Origin of the sequence: Ruegeria sp., from assembly GCF_028066395.1 — a bacterium.
Classification (GTDB): Bacteria; Pseudomonadota; Alphaproteobacteria; order Rhodobacterales; family Rhodobacteraceae; genus Ruegeria.
In genome coordinates this window covers 67,403-83,874 of the sequence record NZ_JALCBM010000006.1, presented here as the reverse complement: position 1 = coordinate 83,874, position 16,472 = coordinate 67,403, and the positions used below count along the sequence as shown (strand labels likewise).

Here is a 16,472-nt window from a genome sequence, read left to right as displayed (position 1 = left end):
AAGAGGCTGCCGGGTACAAGCAGTTGATGGATCGGTTTGGCCATACGCAGGAAAAGATGGCCGAGGCGCTGGGTAAAAGCCGCAGTCATATCGCCAACCTGCTGCGGTTACTGTCTCTGCCGATGGACGTTCAAGCTCTTGTTATTGAAGGGAAATTATCCGCAGGACATGCGCGCGCCCTGATTACAGCCGACGACCCGTCAGAACTGGCCAAAAAGGTGGTGCGAGAGGGGCTTTCGGTTCGCGCAACCGAGGCTCTGGTCAAGAAACAGCAGCAACCGGATCAGGATCGTCCGGCACCGAAGGCCCGGAACCTGAATGCGGGCAAGGATGCTGATACGCGGGCGCTGGAAAAAGACCTGTCGGCGATTCTGGCGATGAAAGTGGTGATCAACCACAAGCCGGGCAGTGAAACCGGGCAGGTTGTTCTGACTTATGAAAATCTGGATCAGCTGGACGACCTTTGCGCCAAGCTCAGCCGTTAGGGCGGGTCCAGATAAAGGCCATGACGCCGCTTAACACCACGGCCTGAATGATCAGGACGTGGGATGGCACCTGGATCAGGGCGGATAAACCAAAGACGGCGGCAACCGAAAAGGTGGCCGCTTTTTTTGCGCCGGGCCTGATTGCGCCCGAGGTTTGCCAATCCAGGATCATGGGACCGAATGTGCGATGGCTGATCAGCCAATTGTGCAATCGGGATGAGGAGCGGGCAAAGAAAAACGCGGCCAGCAGCAGGAAAGGGACAGTGGGCAGCAGGGGCAGAACCACCCCGATGGCGGCAAGTGCGACACAGATCAGACCCAGCGTGGCCCAGAGATATTGCATCCTCTACTCCAATAGCTCGCGGATTACCGCATTCAATACGGCACGCCCGTCCGGTGTGGCCGCCAATCGCCCGTTGTGAATGTGGACCATGCCCAGATCGATCAGATCATCCAGTTTGTTTTGTGGCAAACGACGATCGGATAGGGCGTGATATCGATCAATATTTAGCCCTTCTGAAATCCGCAACCCCATCATGAGGTATTCGCTTGCCTGATCTTCAGCGGCTAGCAACGCACGCGTCTTTTCTCCGCTCTCTTGACCGGCTGAATTAAGCCAACGTTGCGGAGACAGGTAAGTTTCGGTTGCGTATTTGCGCTCATCCAGTGTGATCCGGCCATGCGCGCCGGGGCCGATGCCGACGTAATCACCATACCGCCAATAGATCAGATTGTGCTGCGATTCGGCTCCGGCGCGCGCGTGGTTTGACACCTCATAGGCGGGCAGGCCGTGTGCTTCGCAGATGTCCTGCGTGGCCAGATACATGTCAGCGGCACTGTCATCCTCGGGCAGGCCGCGCAGTTTGCCTATGGCATAGCGGTCGCCAAAGGCGGTGCCGTCCTCGATGGTCAATTGATAGAGCGACAGGTGATCGACGGCCATCGAAAGCGCCTCGGTCAGTTCGGCGCGCCAATCGTTCAGTGTCTGATGCTGACGGGCGTAGATCAGATCGAAACTGACCCGGTCGAAACAGGTGCGGGCGATATCGAACGCCGCGCGCGCTTCGGCGACGGTGTGGATGCGGCCCAGACGGCGCAGATCTTTGTCATTCAAAGCCTGCACACCCATCGAGATACGGTTCACGCCCGCGTCGCGATAGGCGGCGAATCGACCAGCCTCAACCGAGCCGGGATTGGCCTCAAGGGTGATTTCCATGTCATTGGCGGGGCGCCACAGGGCGCGAGCCTCGTCGATGATGGCGGCGACGGTTTCGGGAGCCATAAGGGACGGCGTGCCGCCGCCGAAAAAGATCGTGTTCAGGACCCGATCCAGGGTTTCCGAAGCGGAGCGGCGCAATTCACTTAGGTAAGCGTCAAGCCATTGTTTTTGATCGATATTACTGGAAACATGGCTGTTGAAATCGCAATAGGGGCATTTGGCCTCGCAAAAGGGCCAATGCACGTACAGGCCAAAGCCCCCGTTGCGCCAATCATCCGCCAAAGCAGCCTTTCACGAACATCTCCACCGCGCGGCCGCGATGGCTGATCTTGTTCTTTTCCCAGCGATCCATCTCGGCAAAGGTAATGTCGTAGCCGTCGGGGACAAACATCGGGTCGTATCCAAAACCGCCTTCACCACGGATCGGCCAGACGAGATGGCCCGGGGCAATGCCTTCGAACACTTCGTCATGACCATCGGGCCAGGCCAGCACCAGCGTGCTGCGGAACTGCGCGGTTCGGGGGTGGGGGGCGTTTGCGGCCTCCAGTTCCGTATGGGCGCGGGTCATCGCCATCAGGAAATCGCGGCCATTGCTGGTTTCGGCCCAATCGGCGGTGTAAACACCTGGCGCACCGTTCAGCGCGTCGATGGTGATGCCGGAATCGTCCGACAGGGCAGGCAGGCCGGTGGCCTTTGCGGCGGCATGGGCCTTGATCCGGGCGTTGCCGACGAAGGTATCCTCGGTCTCTTCCGGTTCGGGCAGGTTCATGTCGCCTGCGCCCACAACGGTCACGCCAAAGGGTTCAAGCAGATGCGCCATCTCCTCAAGCTTGCCTTTGTTGTGGGTCGCGACCAGCAGCCGGTCCCCGTCGAACTTACGGGTCATGCGGTAGCGGCCTTTTGCGCAGATGCCAGCTCGGCCACGCCTTTTTCGGCCAGATCCATCAGCTGATTCATCTGATCGCGGCTGAAGACCGAGCCTTCGGCGCTCATCTGCACTTCGATCAGTTTGCCGGATCCGGTCATGATGAAATTACCGTCAACGCCCGCTTCGCTGTCTTCGGGGTAGTCGAGATCAAGCACTGGCTGGCCCGCGTAAATCCCACAGGATATGGCGGAAACAGGGTCTAACAAAGGGTCCGAGATCACATCGCCTGCTTTCATCAGCTTGTTCACCGCCAGACGCAGCGCAACCCAGCCGCCGGTGATCGCGGCGCAACGGGTGCCGCCATCAGCCTGAATCACGTCGCAGTCGACGGTTATCTGACGCTCACCCAAAGCAACCCGGTCCACCCCGGCGCGCAGGGCGCGACCGATCAGACGCTGGATTTCCACGGTGCGACCGCCCTGCTTGCCCGAAGCCGCTTCGCGCCGCATCCGCGTGTTGGTCGCGCGGGGCAGCATGCCGTATTCAGCGGTGACCCAACCGAGGCCCGAGCCTTTGATGAACGGCGGTACGCGATCCTCGATCGTGGCGGTGCACAGCACATGGGTATCGCCCATCTTGATCAGGCAAGACCCTTCGGCATGTTTGGTAAAGCCCGTTTCAATTGAAACGGCGCGCATTTCGTTTAGATCACGTCCTGAGGGTCGCATGGGAAATCCTTTGTTTGCTGGGTTGGGGATAACTCTGCCGGACGTTGTGATGCAACCCCGATTGACCTTTCGCATGCCTGCTATTTAATGGCGACCCAGCAGGGGACCGCGGATGAGCGAAGCAAGCAAAATTCTGGGCGAGATGAATGACCGGTCGCGTGAGGTGTTCCGGCTGATCGTCGAAAGCTATCTGGACAGCGGCGAACCGGTCGGCAGCCGCACCCTGACGCGCACCCTGTCGGAAAAGGTCAGCGCCGCGACCGTGCGCAATGTGATGCAGGATCTGGAGTTTCTGGGCCTGCTGGACAGCCCCCATGTCAGCGCCGGGCGGATACCGACGCAACAGGGGCTGCGGATGTTCGTGGACGGGCTGCTGGAGGTCGGCGATCTGGGCGCCGATGACCGGCAGAAGCTGGACGAGACACTAGGCTCTAACGCGGGTGATGTGGGGGGAATGCTGGATCGTGTCGGATCGGCCTTGTCACACGTGACACATGGGGCGTCGCTGGTGCTGACGCCCAAGCACGAATCCGAAATCAAGCATATCGAATTTGTCTCATTGGCCCATGACCGCGCGTTGGTGGTTCTGGTCTTTGCCGATGGGCATGTGGAAAACCGCCTGTTTACCCCGCCGCCCGGGCAGACCCCCAGTTCCATGCGTGAGGCGGCGAATTTCCTGAACGCGCTGATCGAGGGGCGGACGCTCAGCGATGTGCGCCGTCAGATGCAATCCCAGATCGACCTGCGCAAGCAGGAAATCGACGTACTGGCGCGCGAGATGGTGGAAAGCGGTATGGCGCTATGGGATGGCGACGGGACGGATTCGGCCCGGCTGATCGTGCGCGGTCGGGCGAATCTGTTGGGTGATCCGGGTGAGGCCGAGGAGCTGGACCGCATTCGCACCCTGTTTGACGATCTGGAACGCAAACGTGACATCGCGGAATTTCTTGAATTGACCGAAGAAGGCGAGGGTGTGCGCATTTTTATCGGTTCCGAGAACAAACTTTTCTCACTTTCGGGTTCCTCTTTGGTGGTGTCTCCATATATGAACGCTGATCGAAAGATAATCGGTGCGGTTGGGGTCATCGGACCCACACGTCTGAATTACGGACGGATCGTGCCGATCGTGGACTATACGGCGCAACTGGTCGGCAAGCTGATATCCGACCGGAGCTAGAGGGTAAGAGATGGCAGAGCCCAAGAACGAAGATTTTCTGGACGATATCATGGCCGCCGAAGCGGAAGAGCTGGCCGAGGAATTTGCTGAGATCAGCGAAGAGGCGCTGGAACTGGACGAGTTGCGCGCCGAGCGCGACGATTACAAGGACAAGTTCATGCGTGCCTTGGCCGATGCCGAGAATGCGCGCAAGCGCGGCGACAAGGCGCGTCGGGATGCGGAACAGTATGGCGGGTCAAAACTGGCGCGTGACATGCTGCCGGTTTACGACAACATGAAACGCGCGCTTGAGGCGGCGACGGATGAGCAGAAAGAAGTGGCTGCGGGTCTGATCGAAGGTGTCGAGCTGACCATGCGCGCGCTGAAGGATGTGTTCCAGAAACATGGGATCGAGGTGATCACGCCCGAGGTTGGGGATCGGTTTGATCCCAACGTGCATGAGGCGATGTTTGAAGCGCCGGTGCCGGGGACGCGCGCGGGGGATATCATTCAGGTCTCTGCTGAAGGGTTCATGCTGCATGACCGTCTGCTGCGTCCGGCGCAGGTTGGGGTGTCGTCGACACCTGCGAGCTGATTGGCCTCTGACGAGGCCAAGCCTTCGGCGAGAGTATTTTTGAAAAGATGAAGGGGCGGTCAGGAATTGGCCGCCTCTTTCAATTTGTAGATCAGGTCGAGGGCCTCGCGCGGGGTGAGTTCGTCGGGCAGGATATCGTTGAGCATATCGGCGAGGGGTGAGGCTTTGGGCGCTGGTGGTGGGGGTGGCGGTGCGGCTGAAAACAGCGGCAGGTCGTCGATCAGGGCTTTTTGTTTTCCGCCTTCGCGTTCGGTTTTTTCCAGTTGGTCCAGCACGACGCGGGCGCGTTCGACGACGGTTGCGGGCAGGCCCGCAAGCTGGGCGACTTGCACGCCATAGGACCGGTCGGCAGCGCCTTTGTGGACCTCGTGCAGGAAGATCACCTCGCCTTCCCATTCCTTGACGGCGACGGTGGCGTTGTCGACGCCTTCCAGTTTTCCGGCCAGCGCGGTCAGTTCGTGGTAATGGGTGGCAAACAGCGCGCGGCATTGGTTGGCGGCGTGCAGGTGTTCCAGCGTGGCCCAGGCGATGGACAGGCCATCATAGGTGGCGGTGCCGCGCCCGATTTCATCAAGGATGACCAGTGCGCGGTCATCGGCCTGGTTCAGGATGGCGGCGGTCTCGACCATTTCCACCATGAAGGTCGAACGACCCCGGGCCAGATCGTCCGATGCGCCGACGCGGCTGAACAACTGGCTGACCACACCGATATGGGCCTGTTCGGCTGGGACATAGCTACCCATCTGGGCGAGCAGGGCGATCAGCGCGTTCTGGCGTAAGAAGGTCGATTTACCGGCCATGTTGGGGCCGGTCAGCAGCCAGATGGCGGCACCGGTGTCGGCGCTGAGGTTGCAATCATTGGCGATGAAGGCGTCACCACTTTGCTGGCGCAGGGCGTGTTCCACGACCGGGTGGCGGCCCCCCTGAATGTCGAAGGCGCGCGAGGTGTCGACTTGTGGGCGGCACCAGTTTTCACCGCGCGCGAGATCGGCCAGTGCTGTGGTCAGGTCCAGTTCGGCCAGCCCTCGGGCGGCTTGATTCAGGCGGGCGGCGAGGGCGAGAATTTCGCCAGATAACCTTTGATAGAGCCGCTTTTCGATCTCCAAAGCCAGATTGCCCGCGTTCAGGATGCGGGTTTCGATCTCGGACAGTTCGACGGTGGTGAAGCGGACCTGATTGGCGGTGGTCTGGCGGTGGATATAGGTTTCAGAGAACGGCGGGTTCAGCATCTTTTCGGCATGGGTGGCCGTGGTTTCGATGAAATAGCCCAGCACATTGTTGTGTTTGATTTTCAGCGACGTGATGCCGGTATGTTCCGCGTATTTCTGCTGAAACCCGGCGATGACCGAGCGACCTTCGTCGCGTAGGGTGCGGGCTTCGTCCAGTTCGGTGTCGAAACCGGGGGCGATGAAGCCGCCGTCGCGGGCCAGCAGGGGTGGCTCGGCGACAAGAGCTTCATCGAGCAAGTTCAGCAGGTCATCGAAACCAGTCAGATTTTGCACCGCCGTCGCCAGAAGCACAGGTAAGTCCTGATCCGCGCCCAGTTCGGCAATCGCGGATGCCTGCGTCAGACCGTTGCGAATGGCGGCCAGATCACGGGGACCGCCGCGCTCCAGTGACAGGCGGGACAGGGCGCGGTCCAGATCGGGGGTTTTGCGCAGCGCCTCGCGCAGGTCCGAGGCGGTCAAGCTGTCTTCGGCTGCAAATCTCACCGCGTCCAGTCGGGCGTGTATGACGTCCAGATTGCGCGAGGGGCTGGACAGGCGTTGTTCCAGCAGCCGCGCGCCGCCCGGGGTGACGGTGCGGTCGACCACCGACAAAAGCGATCCGGCGCGGCCACCGGACAGGGATCGGGTCAGTTCCAGATTGCGGCGGGTGGCGGCGTCGATTTGCACGACGCGGTCTTCGGATTCCTTCAGGGGCGTTTGCAAAAGCGGCAATTTGCCCTTTTGGGTGATCTCAAGATAGTCGATCAGAGCACCCATAGCCGAGACCTCGGCGCGGCCAAACGATCCGAACGCGTCCAGCGCGCCGACGTTGAACAGCCCGCATATGCGTTTTTCCGCCGCCGTGCTGTCGAAACTCGATCGGCCAATCGGGGTCAGCGAAATGCCCAGATCGCGGACCGTTTCCTGCAGCGGTTGCTCGGACCCATCCGCCACGATCAACTCGGACGGGGCCAGCCGCGCCAGCTCCGGGCTAAGGCGGATCGAGGTCAAAGGCATCACGTGAAACGCGCCGGTCGAGATATCGGCCCAGGCCAGTGCGGCCTCATCCCGGACCTCGGCATAGGTGGCCAGAAAGTTGTGGCGGCGGGCCTCAAGCAGGGCGTCTTCGGTCAGGGTGCCGGGGGTTACCAGACGTACAACATCGCGCTTTACGACTGATTTAGAGCCTCTTTTCTTCGCCTCAGCCGGGCTTTCCATCTGTTCGCAGACGGCCACACGGAACCCTTTGCGGATCAGGGTCAGCAGGTAGCCCTCAGCCGCATGCACCGGCACGCCGCACATGGGGATATCCGTGCCATTGTGCTTGCCGCGTTTTGTCAGGGCGATGTCCAGCGCCTCGGCGGCGTTGACGGCGTCTTCGAAAAACATCTCGTAGAAATCGCCCATGCGATAGAACAGCAGGGCGTCGGCGTGGGCCTCTTTGATCTCAAGATATTGCGCCATCATCGGCGTGACTGTGGACAAGGCGGCCCCCTTTTGGCGTCTTCCGGCGCGACCTTACAAATCCCGCATCTGCGACGAAAGGCGAAAAGTATTCCCGTTGAGGCGCGGCCCCGCCTGCGCTATGAGGCGAAGACCCCGCAGATGTAAAGAAACGACCAATCATATGCCCAAAGCGAAGATCACCAACGAAGAGGCGCTGGCCTTTCACCTGGAACCCACCCCCGGCAAGTGGGAGGTGCAAGCCACCGTTCCGATGACCACGCAGCGCGATCTGTCGCTGGCCTACAGCCCCGGCGTCGCGGTTCCGTGTGAGGCCATCGCTGCCGCGCCCGAGACGGCGTATGACTATACCAACAAGGGCAATCTGGTTGCGGTGATTTCAAACGGCACGGCGGTTCTGGGTCTTGGCAATCTGGGCGCGCTGGGCTCGAAACCGGTGATGGAGGGGAAATCGGTCCTGTTCAAGCGGTTCGCCGACGTGAACTCGATCGATATCGAACTGGACACCGAGGACCCGGATGAATTCTGCCGCGCCGTCCGTCTGATGGGGCCGACCTTTGGTGGGATCAATCTGGAAGACATCAAGGCGCCGGAATGTTTCATCATCGAACAGCGCCTGAAGGAAGAGATGGACATCCCCGTCTTCCACGACGACCAGCACGGTACGGCGGTGATCTGCGCGGCGGGTCTGCTGAATGCGCTGCACATCTCGGGCAAGAAGATCGAGGATGTCAAGATCGTCCTGAACGGGGCCGGTGCGGCGGGGATCGCCTGTATCGAGTTGCTGAAAGCCATGGGCGCGCGGCATGACAACTGCATCGTCTGCGACACCAAGGGTGTGATCTATCGGGGCCGGACCGAGGGGATGAACCAGTGGAAATCGGCCCACGCCATCTCGACCGAGCTGCGCACGCTTGAGGATGCGATGAAGGGCGCGGACGTGTTTCTGGGCGTGTCGGTCAAGGGCGCGGTGACACAGGATATGGTCGCCAGCATGGCCGACAATCCGGTGATTTTCGCCATGGCCAACCCGGACCCCGAGATCACGCCGGAAGAGGCGCATGAGGTCCGTGTCGATGCCATCGTCGCCACCGGGCGCAGCGATTATCCCAATCAGGTCAACAACGTGCTGGGCTTTCCCTACCTGTTCCGGGGGGCGCTGGATATTCACGCCCGCGCCATCAATGACGAGATGAAGATCGCCTGCGCCCATGCACTTGCCCGTCTGGCGCGTGAGGATGTGCCTGATGAGGTCGCAATGGCCTATGGCAAATCTCTGACCTTCGGCCGCGATTACATCATCCCGACGCCATTCGACCCGCGCCTGATCCACCGCATCCCGCCTGCGGTTGCCAGGGCTGGTATGGACACCGGTGCAGCGCGGCGTCCGATCATCGACATGGATGCTTATGAGTTGAGCCTGAAATCCCGTATGGACCCGACGGCCAGCATTCTGCGCGGTCTGAACGCCCGGGCGCGTCAGGCACAAAGCCGGATGGTCTTTGCCGAGGGCGACGATCCCCGCGTGCTGCGCGCGGCGGTGATGTATCAACGCTCGGGCTTTGGCAAGGCGATGGTCGTGGGCCGCCCCGAAGAGGTCAAACTAAGGCTGGAAGAGGCCGGTCTGGGCGATGCCGTGCGCGAGCTTGAGGTGGTGAATGCCGCCAATACCACCCATCTCGAATCCTATAAGGATTTCCTCTACCAGCGCCTGCAGCGCAAAGGGTTCGACCGCAAGGATATCCACCGACTGGCGGCGCGGGACCGGCATGTGTTTTCGTCGCTGATGCTGGCTCATGGCCATGCGGACGGGCTGGTGACCGGCGCGACCCGCAAATCATCGCATGTGCTGGACCGGATCAACCATGTGTTCGACGCCGACGCGACCCATGGGGCGGCGGGTGTCACGGCGCTGCTGCATAAGGGGCGGATCGTTCTGATAGGGGATACTCTGGTGCATGAATGGCCGGACGAGAACGATCTGGCCAATATCGCCGAACGCGCGGCGGCAGTGGCCCGCCATATGGGTCTTGAGCCGCGCGTGGCCTTTGTCAGCTATTCGACCTTCGGCTATCCGGTGTCCGAGCGGGCCGAGAAGATGCATGTGGCCCCCACGGTTCTGGACGCGCGCGGCGTCGATTTCGAGTATGAGGGTGAAATGACCGTCGATGTCGCCCTGAATGTCGACCAGCAAGAGGCCTATCCCTTCTCGCGCCTGACCGGGCCTGCGAACATCCTGATCGTTCCGGCGCGGCACTCGGCCAGTATCTCGACCAAGCTGATGCAGGAAATGGGGGGTGCCACCGTGATCGGCCCGATCCTGTCCGGCATCGACAAGCCAATTCAGATCTGTTCGACCGGCTCGACGGCGAATGACATCCTGAACATGGCCATTCTGGCCTCCTGCGATATTGGGTAGGCCATGACGATCTGGAACCTCGGCTCGATCAACGCGGATATGGTCTATGACCTGCCGCATTTGCCCGGACCGGGGGAAACTCTGGCCGCGCAGGGTCTGGACCGGTTTTTGGGTGGCAAAGGGGCGAACATGTCTGTTGCCGCCGCACGGGCCGGGGCGCGGGTTTCCCATATCGGGGCCGTCGGGGCCGATGGGCGCTGGGCGCGGGATCGTCTGACGGATTATGGCGTTGACGCGCGGTTCATTGCCGAGGTCGATGTGCCCACGGGTCATGCGATCATCGCGGTTGATGCGCAGGGCGAAAACAACATCATCCTGTTTCAGGGTGCCAATCACGCTATCGATGCCGATCAGCTACAACAGGCGTTGGCCGCCGCGCAGCCCGGCGATCTGCTGGTGATGCAGAACGAAACCAACCTGCAGGCCGAAGCTGCCCAAATGGGCCGAGAGCTGGGCCTGACCGTCTGCTATGTCGCTGCGCCGTTTCAGGCGGATGCGGTGCAGGCGGTGTTGCCCCATCTGGATTTCCTGATCCTGAACCGGATCGAGGCGGAACAATTGCAGCAGGCAACGGGGCTCGGCCCGTCCGAATTGCCGGTGGAGCACGTGATCGTCACGCTCGGGTCAGAGGGCGCGCGCTATTACGGGCGCGGGTCTGATCCGGTAGATTTCGCCGCTCATGATGTTCAGCCGGTGGACACGACCGGCGCGGGGGATACGTTCACCGGATATGTTCTGGCCGGGATGGATGGCGGCATGCCGATGGCGCAGGCGGTTGCACAAGCGAATCGTGCCGCGGCCCTGATGGTCACGCGGCACGGAACAGCCGATGTCATTCCCGATCTGGAAGAGGTGCGCAAGGCGCGATTGGGCTAGGGTCTGAACCCATTTATCCTGCACCGCTGGTTTGACTGATTTTGTTCCTGACAAGGCACAGCCCCGCAGGAATAGTGGTTCTATTCGAAGGGACTGTAACGCAGCTCAGGGGCAAAATCAGTCAAATCCTTCGGACGAGCGAACCGCTGCAAAGCAGCGGCTTTGATCGCTTGGAATTGACACCGCCAGTCCCGGCGCGTTCAAAGCCTCTGCTTTTTTGCCGTTCGCACGCCAGCGGCGCAGGATAAATGGGTTCAAACCCTAAGACCCGGCAAAGGGCGCCTCGCTGCCCCACAGCTGCTTGACGCGGTCGTCGCGGCCGCAGGCTTTGCGATAGGCTTTGTAGGCGCTGTGCTGACGTTTGGGGCCAAAGCGGGTAAGGATCAGCTTGGTCCCCTTGTAGTAATCCTGATGGTAGGCGTCGGCGGGATAAAAGGTCGATTGGTTCAGGATCGGCGTGACCACCGTCTGACCCAAAGCCCGTTGAGCATCCGATTTGGCCGCCTGTGCAAGCGCCTTTTCCCCTGCGTTAGAGACAAAAATCGCCGTGCGATAGCTGTCGCCCCGATCGCAGAACTGACCGCCTGCATCGGTGGGGTCGACCGAGCGGAAGAAGATGTTCAGCAGCTTCTCACGCGACACCTGTGCGGGGTCAAAGGTGATCTGGACGGCCTCGTAATGGCCGGTGCCGCCTTTGGACACCTGGTCATAGGTCGGATTTGCCGCGGTACCGCCGGTGAAACCGGACACCGCGCCGATCACACCGGGCACGGATTCGAAATCGGATTCGACACACCAGAAACAGCCTCCGGCAACCGTCAGGGTCTCGGTCCCGGCGGCGGGGGCAGGCACGGCGCGCAGCAATGCGGCCAGCATGATCAGGGTGAACAGCAGGGCGGGTTTGACATTATCAAGGTAAACAGTGCGGGTCATGGCAGGTCTCCTTCTGAGATCAAACTGCCCGTTATCGTCCGGTCTGGCAATCGGCTGACATGGTTTGTCACAGGCTGGTGAATCGAGTTTATCGCCTCAGCCCAGCAGTTGCCCCAGTTTCATCGCCACACTTACATTGCCCGAGACCTTGAGTTTGCCCAAAGCCAACCCGGTCATCGGGTTCAGCTTTCCGGTCAGCAGTTTCGTCAAGTTGTCGCGTGATATGCGAATTGTGCAATCGGTATCCTGATCCTGTGTCGAAACCTGATCGTTGCTGAGAACGATAACCCCATCTTTGCCGCAATCGAACTTGATCGACCCTTCAAAGCTTTTCCCGTCCAACCCCATTTGAATTCCGTTGGCGATGTCTTTCAGCATGGTTTCCCCTCAGCAGTTTGAACCTTGGGTAGGGTTGGATGTGCGGAATTGGCAAGGATGACCACGCGGGAACCTATAGCGGAACCTACGGGAAAAGATGCCCCAAGACTGCCGTAATAGGACATTCCAGGTTTTCAATCACGAGACCATTGCCGTTTCGTCTGAGAGTTACGTGCGCAAAGCAGACGTAACTCTCACGAAATCGGCGATAAATGTGCCTGTCCATGAGCAGTGAGCGGCATGAGATAATTGGGTGGGCAGCAAACGCTGCACCTTTACTTAGCTCGTCCGGCGATCCCGCGCGGCCAGCAGTTTCAGGCGCAACGCGTTCAACTGGATAAAGCCTGCTGCGTCTTTCTGGTCATAGGCACCGGCGTCTTCCTCAAAGGTCACATGCGCCTCGGAGTACAGCGAGTGATCCGACCAGCGGCCCACGGTCGAGGCCAGACCTTTATACAGTCTCACGCGGACCGTGCCGGTGACATGCTCCTGAGATTTGTCGATGGCGGCCTGCAGCATCTCGCGCTCGGGGCTGTACCAGAAGCCGTTATAGATCAGCTCGGCATATTGCGGCATCAACTGGTCTTTCAGATGCATCGCGCCGCGGTCCATGGTGATGGATTCGATGCCACGATGTGCCTCAAGCAGGATGGTGCCGCCGGGGGTTTCATAGATGCCGCGCGATTTCATGCCCACGAACCGGCCCTCGACCAGATCGAGACGGCCAATACCGTGCTTGCCGCCATATTCGTTCAGCTTGGTCAGGATGGTCGCGGGGCTCATCGCCTCGCCATTGATGCTGACCGCGTCGCCTTTTTCAAAGCCGATCTCGATGAATTCCGGCTCGTTCGGCGCGTCCTCGGGGTGGACGGTGCGCTGATAGACATAGTCGGGCGCCATATCGGCGGGGTCTTCCAGAACCTTGCCCTCGGACGAGGTGTGCAGCAGGTTGGCATCAACCGAGAACGGAGCCTCGCCACGTTTGTCCTTGGCAATCGGGATCTGGTTAGCCTCGGCAAACTCCAGCAGTTTGGTGCGGCTGGACAGGTCCCATTCGCGCCAGGGCGCGATGACCTTGATGTCGGGGTTCAGCGCGTAAGCGGCCAGTTCGAAGCGGACCTGATCGTTGCCTTTGCCGGTCGCACCATGGGCGACGGCGTCGGCACCGGTGGCTTCAGCAATCTCGACCAGACGTTTCGAGATCAGCGGGCGGGCGATGGATGTGCCCAGCAGATACAGCCCTTCGTACTGCGCGTTGGCACGGAACATCGGGAAGACGAAATCGCGGACGAATTCCTCGCGGATATCCTCGATATAGATGTTCTCGGGCTTGATCCCCAGCAGCTCGGCCTTTTTGCGGGCGGGCTCCAGCTCTTCCCCCTGACCCAGATCGGCGGTGAAGGTCACGACCTCACAGCCATACTCGGTCTGCAGCCATTTCAGGATGATCGAGGTATCAAGGCCACCGGAATAGGCCAGAACAACTTTCTTGGGCGCGGACATCTGACTTCCCTTTATGCGTAGAACGACTGGCCCCTAGCGGGTTTTGGACGCGGGGGCAAGCTGCGTGGATTGACGCAGGCAGGGAATTGGGGTGAAACAAGGGGATAACGAACAAGGATTGGTTGAGAGGGCAGAATTTATGCTGGGTTGGAAGATTTTTGCGCATTCGGTTCGGATGGTGTTTGGCAACCTGCAACAAGTTCTGCAGATCACGGTCGGTCCGGCGCTGATCGGGGCGGTCGCCATCGTGGCGATCTTCATGGCGCTGGGCATTCCGCCTGAAGTATTCGAAACGTCGCAAACAGGGTTTCCCGAAGGTGTCTCAACAGGTTCATTTCTGATGTTCCTGTTCAGCGCGATTGCGGTGATCTTAGTCATCATGTTCTGGATCGCGGTATCCTGGCACCGCTTTATCCTGTTGGAAGAATACCCCAGCGGTATTCTCCCGACATTCCGGTTCGATCGCATTCTCGCCTATTTCGGACGGCTTCTGTTATTGGGGCTGATGTTGATCATCGGGTATTTTCCGGCGGGTATGGTCTTGTCCGCCGTTGGTGGTGGATTGGCGCTGGGACTGATCATTATCTACGTCCTGTTCCTGTTGGTCTGCTTCTATCGGCTGTCGATCATTCTGCCCGCTGCGGCCATCGGTCATCCGATCACATTGGCTGAAGCGTGGAACAGCACACGTGAGACGGGTGGCGCGATCCTGTTAATGCTGCTGGTTGCCTTTGTGTTTCAACTGATCGTTCAGTTTCTCTTCACGCTACTGGCCTTCATCCCGATCCTTGGGCCGTTGCTGTCGGTGTTTTTGGGAACGCTTGTTCTGCCGATGATCAATGTCAGCATCCTGACCACCATGTACGGCATTTTCATCGAAAAACGCGAACTCACCTGATTGGTCGTACACATATGTATTCCTTGCTCTTTTAGTCGGGATCAGTCAGTGACTGCGGTATGACCGACTTCATGACCCGCGCCCGCGCTGCCGAACAGGCGATGCGCTCTGTCTTTCCTGTGACGCCGTTGCAGCGCAATGCCCATCTGTCCGACCGCTATGGCGCCGATATCTGGCTCAAGCGCGAGGATCTGAGCCCGGTACGCTCCTACAAGATCCGCGGCGCGTTCAACGCGATGCGCAAGCAGCAGGGGCAGGACCTGTTTGTCTGTGCCAGTGCGGGCAATCATGCGCAGGGCGTGGCGTTCATGTGCAAGCATCTGAACGTCAAAGGCGTGATCTTCATGCCGGTGACCACGCCGCAGCAGAAAATCCAGAAGACCCGCATCTTTGGTGGCGACAATATCGAGATCCACCTGACCGGCGACTATTTCGACGACACTCTGGCCGCCGCGCAGGACTGGTGTGCCGGGCAGGGCGGGTACTTCCTGTCGCCCTTTGACGATGCGGATGTGATCGAAGGGCAAGCCTCGCTCGCAGTTGAGATTGAGGCACAGCTGGGCCACGTGCCCGATCATGTGATCCTGCCGGTCGGCGGTGGAGGCATGTCTGCCGGTGTCGCGACCTGGTTCGGGGACCGCAGCCATTGCCTGTTTGTGGAACCGGCGGGCGGGGCCTGCCTGCGCGCGGCACTGGCGGCGGGGCATCCGGTGGCGCTGGATCATGTGGACAATTTCGTTGATGGCGCAGCCGTGGGACGGATTGGCGAGAAGCCTTTTGACCTTCTGCGGGACCGCCACCTGTCGGACGTGCTGACCCTGTCCGAAGACCGCATTTGCACCACCATGATCGAGATGCTGAATGTCGAAGGCATCGTCCTGGAACCTGCTGGTGCGCTGGCGATTGAGGCCATCGGCGATGTGCAAAGCTTTATCCGTGGCAAGACCGTGGTCTGCGTCACCTCGGGCGGCAATTTCGATTTCGAACGCCTGCCCGAGGTCAAGGAACGGGCGCAGCGTTACTCGGGTGTCAAGAAATACTTCATCCTGCGCCTGCCACAGCGCCCCGGTGCGTTGAAGGAATTCCTTGGCATCCTCGGCCCCGAGGACGATATCGCCCGGTTCGAATACATGAAGAAATCGGCCCGCAATTTCGGTTCGGTCCTGATCGGTATCGAAACCCGCAAGCCCGAGAATTTCATGCGCCTGTTCGCGCATCTGGATGATGCCGGGTTCACCTATACCGACATTACCGAAGACGAAACGCTGGCGCAGTTCGTGATCTAGGCCAGATGTTCGGCCAGCCCGGCCTCGAACGCTTGTTTGGACTGATCAAAAGCGGCGATGATTTCGGGCAGATCAACCTGTGCCCCCTCACCAGCGGCAGCGCGGCGTTCGCCGTCCTGACACAGTTTCGAGAATTGGTCGAATCCCAGGCTTAGCGCGCTGCCCTTCAGAAAATGCAGATTCTGTTCGATCTGCAGGCGGGCGGTGTCCTGATGCAGGCGGGCGATGGCTTCCTGCACTTCCTCCAGAAAGATCTGGATCACCTCATCGAATTCATCTGCGCCAACCTCGTCGCGCAATTGTTTGACCCTGGGCCAGTGAATCATGACGACCCCATGCATCCATCCGCTTTGCCCAAGTGTTACGCCCCGCAGGTAAAGGACGGGTTAAGGCCGCCTTACGCTGGGGAAGGCTTAGTTTTCACCGGATGTTAAATGTCAGGGGCCTAGGAACAGA

General features: G+C 60.0%; 15 protein-coding genes and 1 pseudogene. 7 read left to right on the top strand and 9 right to left on the bottom strand.

Going from position 1 to position 16,472, the window contains the following annotated elements:
• Nucleotides 1-485 (top strand): annotated as a pseudogene (locus MPJ51_RS03755) (chromosome partitioning protein ParB); the annotation flags it as partial.
• Here MPJ51_RS03755 and MPJ51_RS03750 read toward each other — a convergent pair.
• The 4 genes from MPJ51_RS03750 to rph are packed head-to-tail and all read right to left on the bottom strand — an operon-like array spanning nt 475 to nt 3,300.
• Nucleotides 475-828, bottom strand: coding sequence for a YbaN family protein (locus tag MPJ51_RS03750; RefSeq protein ID WP_298381937.1), 354 nt, complete (start codon nt 826-828; stop codon nt 475-477). The pseudogene MPJ51_RS03755 and the gene MPJ51_RS03750 overlap by 11 nt on opposite strands.
• 3 nt (nt 829-831) lie before the next feature.
• A complete protein-coding gene (gene hemW / locus MPJ51_RS03745; RefSeq protein WP_298381934.1) occupies nt 832-1,986 on the bottom strand; it encodes a radical SAM family heme chaperone HemW in 1,155 nt (384 codons plus the stop codon).
• Entirely contained in the window at nt 1,976-2,590 is a 615-nt protein-coding gene (gene rdgB / locus MPJ51_RS03740) for an RdgB/HAM1 family non-canonical purine NTP pyrophosphatase (protein ID WP_298381931.1), read from the bottom strand. Before rdgB ends, hemW begins: the two co-directional genes overlap by 11 nt.
• Nucleotides 2,587-3,300 (bottom strand): ribonuclease PH, encoded by a 714-nt coding sequence (gene rph, locus MPJ51_RS03735; RefSeq protein ID WP_298381928.1) that lies wholly within the window; start codon nt 3,298-3,300, stop codon nt 2,587-2,589. The genes rdgB and rph overlap by 4 nt, the downstream gene beginning before the upstream one ends.
• 112 nt (nt 3,301-3,412) lie before the next feature.
• Between rph and hrcA the strand changes: the two genes are divergently transcribed.
• A complete protein-coding gene (gene hrcA, locus MPJ51_RS03730) occupies nt 3,413-4,477 on the top strand; it encodes a heat-inducible transcriptional repressor HrcA (RefSeq protein WP_298381925.1) in 1,065 nt (354 codons plus the stop codon).
• A 10-nt stretch (nt 4,478-4,487) separates the two neighbouring features.
• A complete protein-coding gene (locus MPJ51_RS03725) occupies nt 4,488-5,051 on the top strand; it encodes a nucleotide exchange factor GrpE (protein ID WP_298381922.1) in 564 nt (187 codons plus the stop codon).
• A 59-nt stretch (nt 5,052-5,110) separates the two neighbouring features.
• On the opposite strand, the gene mutS is transcribed toward MPJ51_RS03725, so the two are convergent.
• Nucleotides 5,111-7,726: a DNA mismatch repair protein MutS gene (mutS, locus tag MPJ51_RS03720; protein ID WP_298382055.1), complete on the bottom strand. Its 2,616-nt coding sequence runs from the start codon at nt 7,724-7,726 to the stop codon at nt 5,111-5,113.
• A 160-nt stretch (nt 7,727-7,886) separates the two neighbouring features.
• On the opposite strand from mutS, the gene MPJ51_RS03715 reads away from it, so the two are divergent.
• Nucleotides 7,887-10,142: an NADP-dependent malic enzyme gene (locus tag MPJ51_RS03715; RefSeq protein ID WP_298381920.1), complete on the top strand. Its 2,256-nt coding sequence runs from the start codon at nt 7,887-7,889 to the stop codon at nt 10,140-10,142.
• A gap of 3 nt (nt 10,143-10,145) precedes the next feature.
• The gene (locus MPJ51_RS03710) at nt 10,146-11,018 is read left to right on the top strand and encodes a ribokinase (RefSeq protein ID WP_298381917.1); all 873 of its coding nucleotides are present in this window, start codon (nt 10,146-10,148) and stop codon (nt 11,016-11,018) included.
• Nucleotides 11,019-11,279: 261 nt separating this feature from the next.
• Here the strand turns inward: MPJ51_RS03710 and msrA are convergent, their stop codons facing one another.
• The 3 genes from msrA to MPJ51_RS03695 all read right to left on the bottom strand — a co-directional run bounded on the left by msrA (nt 11,280) and on the right by MPJ51_RS03695 (nt 13,832).
• On the bottom strand, nt 11,280-11,951 hold the full coding sequence (gene msrA, locus MPJ51_RS03705) for a peptide-methionine (S)-S-oxide reductase MsrA (RefSeq protein ID WP_298381914.1): 672 nt from the start codon (nt 11,949-11,951) through the stop codon (nt 11,280-11,282).
• A 96-nt stretch (nt 11,952-12,047) separates the two neighbouring features.
• On the bottom strand, nt 12,048-12,329 hold the full coding sequence (locus MPJ51_RS03700; protein WP_298381911.1) for an SCP2 sterol-binding domain-containing protein: 282 nt from the start codon (nt 12,327-12,329) through the stop codon (nt 12,048-12,050).
• Nucleotides 12,330-12,608: 279 nt separating this feature from the next.
• Nucleotides 12,609-13,832 carry an argininosuccinate synthase gene (locus MPJ51_RS03695; RefSeq protein WP_298381908.1) on the bottom strand — a complete coding sequence of 408 codons (1,224 nt, stop codon included), beginning with the start codon at nt 13,830-13,832 and terminating at the stop codon, nt 12,609-12,611.
• A 139-nt stretch (nt 13,833-13,971) separates the two neighbouring features.
• Here MPJ51_RS03695 and MPJ51_RS03690 point away from each other — a divergent pair, with 139 nt between their 5' ends.
• The gene (locus tag MPJ51_RS03690) at nt 13,972-14,730 is read left to right on the top strand and encodes a hypothetical protein (RefSeq protein WP_298381905.1); all 759 of its coding nucleotides are present in this window, start codon (nt 13,972-13,974) and stop codon (nt 14,728-14,730) included.
• Between the two features lie 59 nt (nt 14,731-14,789).
• Complete coding sequence (ilvA, locus tag MPJ51_RS03685; protein ID WP_298381902.1) at nt 14,790-16,016, top strand: threonine ammonia-lyase IlvA; 1,227 nt, start codon at nt 14,790-14,792, stop codon at nt 16,014-16,016.
• On the opposite strand, the gene MPJ51_RS03680 is transcribed toward ilvA, so the two are convergent.
• Nucleotides 16,013-16,342: an Hpt domain-containing protein gene (locus MPJ51_RS03680; RefSeq protein WP_298381899.1), complete on the bottom strand. Its 330-nt coding sequence runs from the start codon at nt 16,340-16,342 to the stop codon at nt 16,013-16,015. The two genes, ilvA and MPJ51_RS03680, sit on opposite strands and share 4 nt — an antisense overlap.
• Between the last annotated feature and the right edge of the window lie 130 nt (nt 16,343-16,472).

Bases quoted from the DNA above. Each gene is read 5' to 3' on its own strand.
- ilvA (WP_298381902.1), top strand. From the start codon at position 14,790: ATGACCGACTTCATGACCCGCGCCCGCGCTGCCGAACAGGCGATGCGC.
- MPJ51_RS03690 (WP_298381905.1), top strand. From the start codon at position 13,972: ATGCTGGGTTGGAAGATTTTTGCGCATTCGGTTCGGATGGTGTTTGGC.
- MPJ51_RS03680 (WP_298381899.1), bottom strand. From the start codon at position 16,342: ATGATTCACTGGCCCAGGGTCAAACAATTGCGCGACGAGGTTGGCGCA.
- MPJ51_RS03725 (WP_298381922.1), top strand. From the start codon at position 4,488: ATGGCAGAGCCCAAGAACGAAGATTTTCTGGACGATATCATGGCCGCC.
- msrA (WP_298381914.1), bottom strand. From the start codon at position 11,951: ATGACCCGCACTGTTTACCTTGATAATGTCAAACCCGCCCTGCTGTTC.
- MPJ51_RS03700 (WP_298381911.1), bottom strand. From the start codon at position 12,329: ATGCTGAAAGACATCGCCAACGGAATTCAAATGGGGTTGGACGGGAAA.
- MPJ51_RS03710 (WP_298381917.1), top strand. From the start codon at position 10,146: ATGACGATCTGGAACCTCGGCTCGATCAACGCGGATATGGTCTATGAC.
- hrcA (WP_298381925.1), top strand. From the start codon at position 3,413: ATGAGCGAAGCAAGCAAAATTCTGGGCGAGATGAATGACCGGTCGCGT.
- rdgB (WP_298381931.1), bottom strand. From the start codon at position 2,590: ATGACCCGTAAGTTCGACGGGGACCGGCTGCTGGTCGCGACCCACAAC.
- mutS (WP_298382055.1), bottom strand. From the start codon at position 7,726: ATGATGGCGCAATATCTTGAGATCAAAGAGGCCCACGCCGACGCCCTG.
- MPJ51_RS03695 (WP_298381908.1), bottom strand. From the start codon at position 13,832: ATGTCCGCGCCCAAGAAAGTTGTTCTGGCCTATTCCGGTGGCCTTGAT.
- rph (WP_298381928.1), bottom strand. From the start codon at position 3,300: ATGCGACCCTCAGGACGTGATCTAAACGAAATGCGCGCCGTTTCAATT.
- MPJ51_RS03750 (WP_298381937.1), bottom strand. From the start codon at position 828: ATGCAATATCTCTGGGCCACGCTGGGTCTGATCTGTGTCGCACTTGCC.
- MPJ51_RS03715 (WP_298381920.1), top strand. From the start codon at position 7,887: ATGCCCAAAGCGAAGATCACCAACGAAGAGGCGCTGGCCTTTCACCTG.